Genomic DNA, 13773 nt, shown 5'->3' with positions numbered 1-13773 from the left:
GCTACCCCCTGCACCGCGCGTTGGTCGCAGTGATTAGCTTTGGTGTGGCGATCATTGGGGCGCGGGTTCTTCCGCCCGAACAGTTCTCGGCGCTGATAACTGCGGCCTTCCTGGCCAAGTTCATGCTGGTTCTCAATCTGGGCGCGACGGCCGGGTACTTTGTCAGCCGTTATTCCGCGCAGGGTCCGCTTGCCCAAAGTGATCCACGGTCCGAGCGGCAGTTTCTGAAGCTGTTTTTGGCGCAGATGAGCGGGCTTGGCCTGATTGTGCTCGGCGTGGCATCGATCTGGCTGCACGAATATATTGTCGGGGCGAGCGCATTTTTGTTGCTAGTGCCGCTCTTCGTGATCGAACCCGCATTGCGCTACCGACGCAATTTCTCGTTCTCTCTTGCACCGGAATTCATCTTGTCGCTTGCGTTGCTATCGGTGCTAGCGGCCTATTTTTGGGGCGTTGCCGTAAACATGTTGCCAGTGGTTTATCTGTTGGCGATCGGCCTTCTGACGGTCGCGCTCTCGGGTCTCGCCTTGGGCCCGCGCGTGAGCGAGTTTCAAGGCGGATCTGGCGCGTTCGGGCAACGCGAATTTGCTCGGGTCGTCGCACTCGGAGGACCGGTGTATCTGGGAACGGCCCTGTTTCTGGTCGCGTCATCGATCGACAGGTTGTTGCTACCGCTTTACGGCACTGACGAGCAGGTCGCGACATACTTTTTGGCACATCAGCTGACGGTCGGGTCGATGATCTTCGTTACGGCAATCAATTTCGTGAATACGGTCAATTTAGGCGAGGCCCGTTTGGAAAAAGCAAAAATTGACCGGCGCATGGTCGCCAGCAAGTTACGCATGGCAGCGCTGGTTGCACTAGGCAGCTACCTGGCCCTGATCCTAGGGGTGGCCGCTCTGGAGATCGGCTTTCTGCCGGATGATTTCAGCGGTATCACGCTCATTGTCAGCATTCTTGGGGCCGGTTTTTCCGTGTTCTATATCTCCAATGCCGTAACACCGCTTGTTGCATATTACCGCCGACAGATGCCGTTGACGGCTTTCATGGGGGGGGTGGCAATCGCCCTCCTGGCTAACAATGCCTTTGTTTACTTAAATGAACTAGGTGCCATATGGCTAGCGTCTGGCACCGCCGTTACCCTTACCGTCAATGCGGTTCTCGCAATCTGGTACACGTTTTTCGTCTTGAAAGAACAAGACCAAATCGACACCGAGCTTAACATTTGATCTCTAGGCCGTTGTGGGTGTAGAGGGTGCAATGCGCACAGGCATCTTGTATTGGCGAGCGAATGGGAAAGGCCGTTTTTGATGACCAACCCGAATTCTATTTTGGTGTATGTGCGGCCTTGGAACCTCTCCCAGATGGCGCATTTGGCGCGCGGAATCTGGGGCGAAGACGCGTCCCTATCCATAACCAGTGAACATCACACCGTCGATCAGTCTGGCTTGGTCGCGACCTTCAACGCGGCTCATTCTCAAGCGCGCGTTGACGCCCCGCTCCGCCACCTAAGTGAGGAAGAGGCCGCTGACATCACCCTACGCTGCCGACTGTTGCGCAGCATTGGCAAAGTGCGAGCACGTCACCTGCTGTGGGCGATGGAGCACGCGGTCGATCAGGTCCTGACGGAAACGAAGCCATCGGCCATGCTGTCGCTTACCGTCGACAGCTACGTGATGGATATCTTTGCAGCATTGTGCGCGAAGCGAGGGATTAGGTTCATTGGTTTGGTTCCTAGCTTCATCAATGAACATTTCCGCATCTCTACGCGTGGCGAACATAACGACAGTCGCGTTGTGTCGGACGCGGACATCGACGCTGCATTGTCTACCCTGATCGTCAAGGATTACCGGCCGGATTTCCTCGTCCAAACCGACACAGAAATGCGACGGCAAATGTGGCGCCTCTGGATGCGCAACTTGCCCAAGCCGCTATGGTTCGCGCTACGCCGGATGAAGCCAGCCAACCGGCTAAACTATCACTATTGGGCGTCTCAAATCATCGCCGCGCAGTACTGGGCCCTTTGGCCGCGTATGCCGAAAGGCATTAGTGGCCCCGCTCTGAAAGCGGTCGCGGAAGATGATGGCTTGCCGCGGATCTACCTGCCGTTGCAGATGTCGCCCGAGGCGACGATCGATTACTGGAGTTCGGACACGCGCTGGATCGACTACGAGCAGCATGTCCTCGACCTGATCCAGCGTTACCGCGTCAAGTGGCGCTTCTTCGTCAAGGAGCATCCCAACCTGCTCGGCTATCGTTCGCGTGGCTTCTACAAGCGGCTGGAGGCGGAGCCGAATTGCATCATGGTCGCGCCTAGCGTTCCGTCCAATGATCTGGTCACGCTTTGCCAAGGCGTGCTTGTATGCACGGGCACGGCTGGGTTCGAAGCCGCGCTGCGCGGTAAACCGGTTCTCAGTGACAGCGAGCCCTACTACGCCCCACCCGGCACGTTGCTGCCGATTGAGACCCTGACCGAAGATCTGCCCGACCAGATCGCGGTCAGGGAAAGACAAAACTTGCTGGCGGGCCATGTGCTGCGCGGGACATTATCGGGGCGCTTCCTAAACAATGGCAAGTGGTGCGCGGACAACCCGACGCACAGCGGCTGGAGTGACACCATGGCAGCATCGATCCGAAGCTATCTGGACTACGCCGACACCCAATATACCGCGACACCCAAGACAATGTCAGATAGGTAGACGAGTCAATAATGATACCCTACGGCAAACAGAATATCTCTGAGGAAGACATCAAGGCTGTTGTCACAGTCCTACGGTCCGACTTCATCACTCAGGGCCCTACGTTGCCCCGATTTGAGAAGGCGATTTCCGACCATGTCGGCGCGGCGCACTGCATTGCAGTCAATAGCGCCACGAGTGCGTTGCACATTGCGATGTTGAGCCTCGACGTGGGCCCCGGAGACACGGTGTGGACAACGCCAATAACCTTCGTCGCCACCGCGAACGCGGCGCTCTATTGTGGTGCAGATGTCGATTTCGTCGATATTTGTTCTAGCACGTTCAACATGGATATGGCGGCACTTGAAGCCAAACTGAAAACTGCCGAGGCAGAGGGGCGTTTGCCGAAGGTCGTGGCCCCCGTTCATTTGACGGGCCGCAGCTGCGATATGAAGGCGCTTGACATCCTGCGCAAGAAATATGGCTTTCGCGTCGTCGAGGACGCATCGCATGCAATTGGCGCGCAATATGGCGGTCAATTCGTCGGCTCCTGTCCCTACAGCGATCTGTGTGTGTTCAGCTTCCACCCGGTCAAGATCATCACCACTGGCGAGGGCGGCGCGATCACCACCAACGATCCGGCACTGGCCCGCAAGCTGGCGTCTTTTCGGAGCCACGGCATCACGCGCGATCCTGTAGAAATGGAAAGCAACGACGGACCTTGGTACTATGAGCAGCAAGAGCTTGGCTTCAATTACCGGATGACCGAATTGCAGGCGGCTTTGGGCCTTTCTCAAATGTCCCGCTTGGACGCCTTCGTCGCGCGTCGGCGTAAGCTAGCAGAGCGCTACGACCGGCTACTGAGCGGCAGTGACATTCTGCGCCCGGTGTTGGATAGCGACGAAAACCAGTCGTCGTGGCATCTTTATGTGATGCGCCTTGCCGAAGGCAGCACCCCCCTTGCGCGGCGCCACTTGTTCGAAAAATTGCGCTCCCACGGCATCGGAGTGAATGTGCATTACATCCCGGTTACGAGGCAGCCCTATTACCGCGCGCTGGGCTTCGATCCGTTGCAATTCCCTGTTGCCGAAGCCTACTATGATCGCTCAATCAGCCTGCCGCTCTACTTTGACATGACCGAGAGGGAGCAGGATACAGTGGTCAAATGCCTGCTTGAGCCCGCTGGATACCAAACTATTTTTTGAAGTGAGACACACGATGTTCGAGGGCAAAACCCTATTAATTACTGGTGGCACCGGTTCATTCGGATCAACGGTATTAGACCGATTCATTGACAGCGGCATCGGAGAAATCCGCGTGTTCAGCCGCGATGAGAAAAAACAAGAGGATCTTCGACTTAAGTACAACTCGGATAAGTTGCGATTCTATATCGGCGATGTGCGCGACATCAGCTCGGTTGCTTCGGCGATGTCGAGTGTCGATTATGTGTTTCATGCCGCGGCCCTTAAACAGGTGCCATCGTGCGAATTCTTTCCCATGGAAGCCGTCAAAACCAATGTTATGGGCACCGAGAACGTTTTGACCGCAGCGATCGCGGCGGGCGTGTCGCGTGTCGTTTGCCTAAGCACCGACAAGGCAGTCTATCCGATCAATGCCATGGGCATTTCGAAGGCGATGATGGAGAAAGTTGTCGTCGCAAAGGCGCGTGATAGCGCAGACACGCGTATCTCGATCACGCGGTATGGTAACGTTGTAGGCTCCCGCGGATCTGTGATCCCGCTGTTCATGCAGCAGATACTGGACGGCAAGCCCATGACTGTCACGAAGCCAACAATGACGCGCTTCATGATGACGCTGGAACAGTCGGTCGATCTAGTTCTTTTTGCATTCGAACACGGCTCGCGCGGTGACGTTTTCGTGCAGAAGGCTCCGGCTGCACCGCTTACCACGCTGACGGAGTCCGTCAGCAGGTTGATGAACCGCGCCGACGTCCCGGTGAAGGTGATCGGTAAGCGGCACGGGGAAAAGGACTATGAGGCTCTGCTTAGCGTCGAGGAGCTTGCGCGTGCCGAAGATCTCGGCGGGTTCTTCCGTGTTCGCCAGGACGGTCGCAACCTGAACTACGACAAGTTCACTGTAGATGGCGTGGATGGGGAGCAGGAAAGCGATCTGATGCGGGAAGGCTATCACTCCAGCAATACCGAGCAACTCGATGTCGATGGCGTGTGCGACCTGCTGCGTTCAACTGCGGCATTGGAATTCTGAACGATGGCGCGCGTCCTTATCACGGGTGCTTCCGGATTTGTGGGCCAAAACCTGGTTCTGGCGCTAGAAAACCGTACGGATCATGAGGTGATCCCCCTGACCCGCGAAAGTTCGCTCAAAGACTTTCACGGCACCCAGGTCGATCATATCATTCACCTCGCCGGGGCGAATAGGCCCGCGACGGATGACGGATTCACAATGGACAATGTCGACTATGTCGACGACATTTTGGCCTGTTTTCGTCCGCGTAGCCCATCGTCCAGCTTTCACTACGCCTCTAGCAGCCGGTACATGCGCGACGACCCCTATGGGCGCTCCAAAAAGGCGGGCGAGGAACGGGTCGTGCAACTTGCGCCACAGGCGGGTTGGTCCACGGCGATCTGGCGACTGCCCAACCTGTTCGGGAAATGGTGCAAGCCCAATTATAATTCCTTCATTGCGACTTTCATAGATCAAGCCATAAGGAATGAAGAGTTTAGCATTAATGACCCAGCAGCGAGCGTCGATCTTCTCTATGTCGACGACTTGATTGATCTGTACCTTGGGGCGCTTGCCACAGGCACGTCGCCGGGCGTCCAATTTGTTGAAACATTCGCGACCACCCGAACGACGGTGGGTGAAGTCGCTGAAATGATCGACAGCTTTCGCCGGGACAGCCAAACGACCCTCATACCGGATGTCGGCAATGACCTACGTAAACAGCTTCATGCCACCTATCTGAGCCATCTCGATCAGGACGCAAGGGTCTTCAACTTGAACCGGATCACCTCGGACACGGGCAGCTTTTGCGAGCTTTTCAAGGCCGATAGCTACGGTCAGGTGTCCGTCCTGACCATTGAGCCCGGTGCAAGCCGTGGAAATCATTTCCACGACACGAAATGCGAGAACTTCCATCTGGCGCAGGGCCGTGTCGAGTTGATCGAACGTGACGTCCGCGGCGGTGAGACCCTTACGCGGGTTGTCCAGACCGGTCAGTCCTTTTGGACAAGGCCCGGCTGGATACACACGCTCATCAACGTAGGAGATGGCACAGCGGTCTTATTGATCTGGGCCAATGAAGTGTTTGACGAGGAGCGGCCCGATACGTTCAGGCTTCGTGAGGCGCGCGAAAAGGAATGAAAGCAAAAGAGAATAGTGAATTCGCTTTAACCCATACGGTTGAAGTAAAGCATAGAGCATTGAAGTTAGTCATTCAAGCTTACTTCATGCCATTGTTGTGCTCAATATTCCTTCTTCAGATAACGCTGTTCTTCTCCTATCCGCCACTCGGAGCAGAAATGTGGATTATTACTATTCTTTTCTCACTCCCGATTTCATTTTTCGCTTTTATTTACCTTCTTCACCCAAGGCCCCAGCCTCTCGAGGTGGAACGAATGCAAAATAGAAATTTCTTTTTTGGCAATAGATCCTATCGGCTATTCATTGCCCTATCAATTGTCTATACCCTATCTATGGTATATCGTTACATTTTTGTTGGCGCAGTATTAACTGACGGGATTACTGGAGCGCGGTATGTCGAAATTGCAGAGGGTGCTGGGCAGGGTGGCGTTATTACTGGCGTTACCACACTGACATCTGGTGCACCTGCATTCTTGCTACTAGCAATAATTGAACGCCTTGGGTTGCAAAAAAAGGTTAATCCGATGGTTGTGGCGCTTACAATTCTTGGTATATTTTCTTCATTCCTAAGCGGAGGAAGAAATTCATTTCTTATTTGTCTTGTATTCATCTACATGGCTGGACTTATTTGGCCGACCCTCTCCGTGAAGGCTGCGTTAAGTGGGCGTAGCGCAAAGACAGTTATCGTGAAAACATTGCTCTATTCAGCTCTGGCTCTTGCAATTTTCTATTCTCTATACGTTTTTATTGAAAGGGGATTACTGAGAACCGATGACCTTATCTATCGAGCAATACTTACAGCAACTGAATCAGGGTACATTTTTGATAGTAGCAAGGTTCCTACATGGATGGGAGACGGAGTGTATTTTGCACTTGCCAATTTACACAACTATTTCACGCTAGGGTTAGTATATTTTGATCGATTGCTGGAAGTTGGACTGCCAAACGGGCATCTTGGTGGATCATATAACTTTTATGTATTTTTCTTGATATTTGAAAAACTAACCGGACTATCGATTGTTGCGGATCTTTCTACCGACCTTCCCATTAATGGCGCGTATTATACTCTTCCTGGCTCGATTTTTGTTGACTTTGGGATCCTCGGCGTTGCGATTTTTGCGATTTTTCTGCCAGTAGCGCTACTAATAGTTATAAGCAAGGCGCTTCGTGGGACTCGAAGAGTCTTGCCGCTTGCCAGCTTGGGCCTAACTATATTAGCGATGGCTCCCTTATACAATGCAGCTTCCGTAGGCGCCGGTCCCTCCTTGTTGTTCATATCTCTTCTTTTCATACTCGTTGGCGATCGAAAAATAAAAAAATGGGTGTAGTATTACTGGTTTTGTAAGGATTTACCTTGCCTCGTATAATTTACTCTTCCACAAATAGATCTCGAAAGTTCAATCTGAATATGACCAAACTCAAAGTACACACGATCCTTGGCACCCGTCCGGAGATCATTCGCCTGGCTCGGATCCTTCCTCGGCTTGACACTTTTTGCGACCATAAGATCGTCCATACCGGACAAAACTGGGACCATGCCCTGAACGAAGTCTTTTTTGACGATCTGGGTCTGCGTAAGCCCGACTATTTTCTTGGTACGGGCGGGGGCTCCCTAGGTGAGACACTAGGCAAAATCCTGATGGAAACAGAAAAAGTGCTGCTAGCTGACCGCCCCGACGCAGTTTTGATCCTTGGTGACACGAATTCGGCAATCTCAGCGATCATCGCGAGGCGGCTGAAAATCCCAGTCTATCACATGGAAGCGGGCAACCGTTCCTACGACCGCAATGTTCCGGAAGAGACGAACCGCAAGCTGGTCGACCATATCGCTGACTTCAACCTGGTCTATACCGAACACGCAAGGCGCCATCTTCTGTCAGAAGGCATTCAACATCGTCGGATCTATTTGACCGGGTCGCCGATGCGCGAAGTGCTGGATCATTTTCGGGACCGGATTGAGGCGTCCGACGTCCTTTCGCGTTTAGACCTGACGCCGCAGGGTTATTTTATCGTATCTCTGCATCGTGAAGAGAACGTGGATAATTCTGTTCGCTTGAAGGCGTTAGTCGATACGCTGAATGCGCTGACAAAAAAATACAACATGCCGGTGATCGTTTCGACCCATCCACGCACACGCAAGCGGCTGGATGCGCTTGAGGGCTGCACGCTTGATAGTCGGGTGCGTTGGATGACTCCATTCGGTTTCCACGACTACAACAAGTTGCAGAAGAACGCGTTCTGCGCGATCTCCGATAGCGGCACGATTTCCGAAGAAAGCTCCATCCTTGGCTTTCCAGCGGTTACTCCAAGGGATGCGTTTGAACGGCCCGAGGGGCTAGACGTCGGCTGCATCATCCTGACAGGGCTAGATCGCGACGCGATAATTAACGGTGTAGACGGTGCAACACAAATGTACGCCGAGCGTGTTGAGGCTGGCGTGGCAAACCCAATTCCGACCGATTATTGCATCAGCAATACGTCGGAACGAGTGGTTTCCTTAATCTTAGGAACCGCACGGTTGTCGAATGCTTGGGATGGCATTAGGAGCAACGACCTTTCTTGACTGAAGCGGTTCTTTTGCACAAATTAGCTGATTGCTGAGGTGTGAAGGGGTCCGGCAAAACTGGACAGCGTGCTAAGATGTATCCAAACTTGAAGTTAGGATACACAAATGACCAAGAGACGCAGTTTTCTGACAAGTTCAAAGCTACCGTAGCGCTAGAAGCGCTGCGTGGCGACAAGACGGCTCAAGAGATCGCGGCGAAGCACAAGATCCACCCGACGCAGGTCACAACTTGGATGCGGCAGGCTATTGATGGCCTTACGGGCGTATTTTCTGACAAGGTCAGGAAAGTCGAGGACAATGAAGCCGAGTTGAAAGAGCTTCCTGCAAAGATCGGGAAGTTGGCGGTCGAAACCGATTTTCGTCACAAGGGCTGAAGAGATGAACCCGAGCGAACGAAAATCGATGCTCAAGCTTGATCGCACAGAGCTGGATCAAAACTAAAAAGCTCTATCTTTTATTCAATCTCATCACTTCCGATGGTGCTGGACAAGCGACTTCACAAGGTTCGCTGATCGAGGCTCATTGTGAAAGGCAGTTCAAAAATGTCTGATTTCGGGACACCGGAAGGCTCTAAGATCCTGGGGTCGGGCAAGACACCGGCTCAGTGGGTTGAGTTCATGAAGGTCTGGGCGTCGATATTTCCGAACGCTCGTTGCGAGACCGCGCCAATGCAATGGGCGCATACTATCGCCTAGGGCGAACCATGCTCATCACGCACCACAGATCGATACTATTTTCGAAAGAGGTTCATCATGCCGCTCGAGACCTACAAACGTGGGAATTTTTTCTGGGCAAGGGGCTGAATCGAATACATCGGCAGGCCAATCGCCGGTCCATACCGGTGCAGCACTAAGTCATTTAAAGAGGCAAACGCGCGGGACTGGATAGCGTTCGAAACGGAGAATCAAGTTCGCCGGTATGTTGTTGGGGACGAGGCAAGTACGACGTTCGCAGATGCCATAATGTTGTATAACGCATCGCCGAAAGTCGCGAAGCAACTCATTCCGATCGTCGCAGAAATCGGACTTCTGTCACTTAGCAGCATAACCGGTGCACGACTAAAAGCGCTTGGCCCGAAACTAAAACCTAACGCTTGTACCGACACTTGGTGGCGCGAAATTGTAACGCCCGCGCAAGCAGTTATTAATAATGCCCACGAGCTGGAACGAACGCCGCTCATTCGAGTGAAAGCATATGACAAATTCGAACGGATCGCGCAGGACAAGGCGCGGGGCAAGCAAAGCCGTGTCGAAAGAAGGCCTTCGGACAAATCATGGGTAGAAGCGTTCTGCGGCGTCGCCGATCCCTATAATGCTTCGCTGCTGCGGTTTATATTCGAAACCGCATCCCGTATCGATCAGGCGGTGTCCCTCGAACCGAACGACCTGTGCCAGGCCGATAACCAAGTTCGGCTAAAGGCACAGAAGGGTCATCCGGATGACTGGATCACCGTCTCGCCGCAAATGATGCAGGAGATGTGCGCATTAGCGCCCAAACGTCCAAAAAACCGCAAGACAGGTCGCTATATGTCCGCCCGCGTGTTCGGCTACGGCAGCCCAACGGGGTACACGAAGCGTTGGCAGATATCTGTAAGCGCGCAGGTATACCATATTTGTCTGCGCACCGAGCAGGTCGGCATGGATTCTTTACCGAACTCGTGGTGCGCCAAGGCGTCGACCCAGTGACGGCCGCAAAGGCCGGGCGGTGGTCGGATCCCAATCTTCCCATGCGGATCTATGCCCACGCCGAGTCAGACGAGGCTGACGTACGCGCGCTATTTCGAACAGGTAATGTTTAAGGTGGCCCTCCTACCACTGTCCATTAACAGCTACTCTCAGAACCCTTTAGAGCAAGGTACACCGCAGACCCGAATTCTTACAAATCACCCACACGCAACCGCCCATACACATCCCCAGAATTTGCCGCATCGGGAAGCTGCGCGATCTCGGTGGTCATCGCTTCGGCGCTGATCCAGTCGGCGTGGCGCAAGGCATGTTCTTCTCCGAGGCTCAGGTTGAACTCATATGCGCCAAGCTTGGCAAGCCGCGACAGGCAGGCGAAAGCGACTGCGCGTTGGATTGTTGTCACCTCGAACGACAGCGCTTTCACGGGGGCAGATAGCCCTGCAAGAACCGCGGCCTCATGTCCCTCCACGTCAATCTTGATGAACGCGGGCGTGCCGTGGGTGGCAATCAAGTGGTCAAGCGTCACAACCGGTACTCGGATCGTCTCGTCCCAAACCTGCCCGGCCCATTCCCGCGCACTGGGGGCAGCCTCTATCAACTCGGTCGAGGCGGTGGAGACTGTAGGGTTGCGGGTGTTGAGGTGGAGGGCGACTTCTCCCATTGCGTCGCCCACGGCCTCGGGCCGAAGGGTCACTTGGGCATCGCGTCCGTGGATCAAGCGCAGCGCACGAAAGACGCGGGGCTGCGGCTCTAACGTGACCACTTTTGCGCTTAGGCGACGGAAACTGGCGGTCCGGTCCCCCACATGGGCGCCCACATCAAAGACGAGCTCGCCCGGCCTCACGAAGCACGCATTCAGGCGATCCATCCGCGACGTGCGGGCAGCGTCGCGGTAGTACACATCCAGCGAATGCCCAATCGCGCTACCCATCGAGTTGATCCAACACGCCCCCGGCCACGGCCGCTGTGTCCTGCCATGTGGGCAGCGCTGCCCCCGCTTTCAGGGCCGCGCGCGCCATGCGTTTGCGCAAGGGGACATCGGTCAACAGCCGGCCCAACGCCCCCGCAAATTCGCCTGCGCGCTGCGGGGTTACCAAGAGGCCAGCGACCTTGGGCACCGTGTCCGGCACCGCACCGGTCGCACATGAAACTATCGGCAATCCCCAAGACAAAGCCTCATCAAAGACCATGCCATAACCTTCATACCGCGTCGCCAGCGCGAAGATGGAGGCCGTTGCGTAAAGGCCATCCAAAACGTCTTGTGGCACGCGGCCCATCATGGTGACCCTGTCGGAGAGGTCCAAGTCCGTGACCAAGCGGGCCAAAGCCTCGGCATGGGGGGCGTCGTGGATCGACCCGACGATGGCCGCCCGCCACGGCAGGTCGCGCACCTCGGCCAAGGCGGTGATCAACACGTCATGGCCCTTGCGTGGGTGTTGCAGCCCCACCGACAGGATAAGCGGCGGATCAACGGGCGCAGGCGTGCCGCCGCTCACTTCCGTCCCCGGTTGCGCGATGGTGATCTTATCGCCGGGAACCGCATACTTGCCGCGCAAGGTCGCGGCGGTGTGGGGGCTTGGGACTAAGACCCTTTGTGCCATCGCCAGATTGGCCTTTTCAGTCGCAAACAGATGCTCACGCATGGCCGGATCAAGGCCGGTTTCCAGCGCCAAGGGGTGATGAATCATCGCCACAATCGGCGCCTTCACTTGGGCCAGACCTTTGGGATCAATCGCGCCATAGACCAACCCATCAAGGATCAGGGCGCGGTTTGGGTCCAACGCGGTCAATTGGGCAATGGCATCGTCCATATCGTCATGCGTGGGGTCAGGAAAAGACGCGCCCAACTCAATGTGGGTCACGTCATGGCCAAGGCGGCGAAGCTCCTCCAGCAAGCGGCGCTCGTAGATGTAGCCTCCGGTGACAGTGTTGATATCACCGGGAATGGCGAAGGCGGCAGATCGTTTCATTGCAATTGCTCCGGCGCATAGGTGGCCAATACGCGACGTTCCAGCCAGCCGACGCCTGCGTAACCTAGCGCAGATAGGATCGCGACCAGCACCACGGCGCTCCATAGCATGTCGTAATCCGATTGCGACGCAGACAGTGCCATCAGACTGCCGATGCCGTTACCCGTGGCCAGCCATTCCACCACCGTCACCGCAAGGACGGAAGCCGGGACATTCATGCGAGCCGCTGCAAAGAAGGCGGGCAACATGGCGGGCACCTGAACGCGGGTCAGCACGGTCAACGGGCGGGCGGCATAGCTTCGCATCACGTCGATCACCCGCCCCGGCGCTTGGCGCAATCCGTGAAGGCAGGCCACAAAGGTGGGAAAGAACACCATGATCGCGACAAGGGTGATGGTCCCCACCGCGCCGCGCCCCGTTACCAGAACCACAAGCGGCGCCGTTGTGATGATCGGCACCGAGCGGAGCGCGATGGCCAAGGGCATCGCCGTGCCTGCCGCCCTCGGCACCAAGACGATGAGCATAGCAAGCAACGCGCCCGCCCCGAGCCCGGCGACGTAGCCGGGAAAAAGGAACACCGCAGTCTCTGCCAGTGACGTCCCCAGCGTCGCCCGCACCAACGGCGCGTCAGGGGCAAGAAACAGCGCGTCAAAAACCTCGACCGGGCCTTTGGCGAAGAACGGGCTGATGCCCAGCACCTTCAACCCGCCCCACCAGATCAACAAAAGCACTGCCACGATCCCCAGAAGCGTCAAGAAGGCATTCCCGCGTTTGTCCGCCTGTGGCGGTGACAGGATCACCGGAGGCTCCCCTTGCATGAACTGCCGTGCGATCCAGCCGATAGCCCAGAACCCGGCGACAGCCACCGCCGTGGCCACCACGGCCAAGGCCCATGTCATCTCTACATTCATGTCGCGCATGGCGCGGATCGTCAGCACGCCCATGCCGCGTTCAGCCCCGGTGAACTCGCCTACCATGGCGCCCAAAAAGGCGGCGGGCGCGGCAATCTGCAATCCGGCGACAAAGTACGGCAAAGCCGCCATGGCCCGCACATGGACCAGCGTGGCCCAACCGCCGCGCCCATAGCTGCGCACAAGATCAAGCCACCCCGCAGGCACCGCCCGCAATCCCACCAACAGAGGGATCAGCGTTGTGTAATACACGGCCAACGCCGCCAGCACGATCTGCGGCCCGTCCCCCGGCCCGAAAGCGACCCGTAGGATTGGCCCCGTTGCCACCAGCGGCAAGCAGAACACCACCAAGGCCAAGCCCCGCACCATAGCGTCGCTACGCGGCCAAACCGTGGCGATTACGGCCAGCAGCACCGCCGCCAGGTTCCCGATGATGAACCCCGCCACCGCATTGCCCAAGGTCTCGGCCAAGGCGCGGCTAATCAGGCCTGCGTTGTCATAGAGGTAGCCGAGAATGGCCGTAGGCCCGGCCAGTACGAAGGTATCGGCAAGGACGTGGGCAAGCCCCTCCCACACCAGCACCGCTATGATCGGCCCGAGCCACGGCATGTTTGGCCA

At 56.0% G+C, this 13773-nt stretch carries 11 protein-coding genes and 1 pseudogene; 9 read left to right on the top strand and 3 right to left on the bottom strand.

Annotation, left to right across the window (positions count from 1 at the left end):
- Positions 1 to 29 precede the first annotated feature (29 nt).
- The 9 genes and pseudogenes from K3728_01180 (at position 30) to K3728_01140 (ending at position 10387) form a co-directional block, all read left to right on the top strand.
- On the top strand, positions 30 to 1229 hold the full coding sequence (locus K3728_01180) for a hypothetical protein (protein UWQ95888.1): 1200 nt from the start codon (positions 30 to 32) through the stop codon (positions 1227 to 1229).
- Between the two features lie 81 nt (positions 1230 to 1310).
- Complete coding sequence (locus K3728_01175; protein UWQ95887.1) at positions 1311 to 2699, top strand: capsular biosynthesis protein; 1389 nt, start codon at positions 1311 to 1313, stop codon at positions 2697 to 2699.
- An 11-nt stretch (positions 2700 to 2710) separates the two neighbouring features.
- Positions 2711 to 3883 (top strand): UDP-4-amino-4,6-dideoxy-N-acetyl-beta-L-altrosamine transaminase, encoded by a 1173-nt coding sequence (pseC, locus tag K3728_01170; protein ID UWQ95886.1) that lies wholly within the window; start codon positions 2711 to 2713, stop codon positions 3881 to 3883.
- A gap of 13 nt (positions 3884 to 3896) precedes the next feature.
- Entirely contained in the window at positions 3897 to 4904 is a 1008-nt protein-coding gene (locus tag K3728_01165; protein ID UWQ95885.1) for a polysaccharide biosynthesis protein, read from the top strand.
- A gap of 3 nt (positions 4905 to 4907) precedes the next feature.
- Entirely contained in the window at positions 4908 to 6023 is a 1116-nt protein-coding gene (locus K3728_01160) for an NAD-dependent epimerase/dehydratase family protein (protein ID UWQ95884.1), read from the top strand.
- Positions 6020 to 7351: a hypothetical protein gene (locus K3728_01155; GenBank protein ID UWQ95883.1), complete on the top strand. Its 1332-nt coding sequence runs from the start codon at positions 6020 to 6022 to the stop codon at positions 7349 to 7351. The genes K3728_01160 and K3728_01155 overlap by 4 nt, the downstream gene beginning before the upstream one ends.
- Before the next feature lie 80 nt (positions 7352 to 7431).
- Complete coding sequence (wecB, locus tag K3728_01150) at positions 7432 to 8586, top strand: UDP-N-acetylglucosamine 2-epimerase (non-hydrolyzing) (GenBank protein ID UWQ95882.1); 1155 nt, start codon at positions 7432 to 7434, stop codon at positions 8584 to 8586.
- Between the two features lie 77 nt (positions 8587 to 8663).
- Complete coding sequence (locus K3728_01145; protein ID UWQ95881.1) at positions 8664 to 8963, top strand: transposase; 300 nt, start codon at positions 8664 to 8666, stop codon at positions 8961 to 8963.
- A gap of 378 nt (positions 8964 to 9341) precedes the next feature.
- Positions 9342 to 10387, top strand: a pseudogene (locus tag K3728_01140) (site-specific integrase).
- Between the two features lie 77 nt (positions 10388 to 10464).
- On the opposite strand, the gene K3728_01135 reads toward K3728_01140, so the two are convergent.
- Genes K3728_01135 through K3728_01125 form a run of 3 tightly spaced genes read right to left on the bottom strand, consistent with a single transcriptional unit; the run spans position 10465 to position 13764 of the window.
- Positions 10465 to 11205 (bottom strand): FkbM family methyltransferase, encoded by a 741-nt coding sequence (locus K3728_01135; protein ID UWQ95880.1) that lies wholly within the window; start codon positions 11203 to 11205, stop codon positions 10465 to 10467.
- Positions 11198 to 12244 carry a glycosyltransferase family 4 protein gene (locus K3728_01130; protein UWQ95879.1) on the bottom strand — a complete coding sequence of 349 codons (1047 nt, stop codon included), beginning with the start codon at positions 12242 to 12244 and terminating at the stop codon, positions 11198 to 11200. The genes K3728_01135 and K3728_01130 overlap by 8 nt, the downstream gene beginning before the upstream one ends.
- Positions 12241 to 13764 (bottom strand): ABC transporter permease subunit, encoded by a 1524-nt coding sequence (locus K3728_01125; GenBank protein UWQ97403.1) that lies wholly within the window; start codon positions 13762 to 13764, stop codon positions 12241 to 12243. Before K3728_01125 ends, K3728_01130 begins: the two co-directional genes overlap by 4 nt.
- Positions 13765 to 13773 lie beyond the last annotated feature (9 nt).

This window comes from Rhodobacteraceae bacterium M385, assembly GCA_025141835.1.
In the GTDB taxonomy this organism is placed as follows: Bacteria; Pseudomonadota; Alphaproteobacteria; order Rhodobacterales; family Rhodobacteraceae; genus Gymnodinialimonas.
The sequence above is the reverse complement of the archived record's forward strand: the minus strand, read 5'-3'. Positions and strand labels throughout refer to the sequence as shown.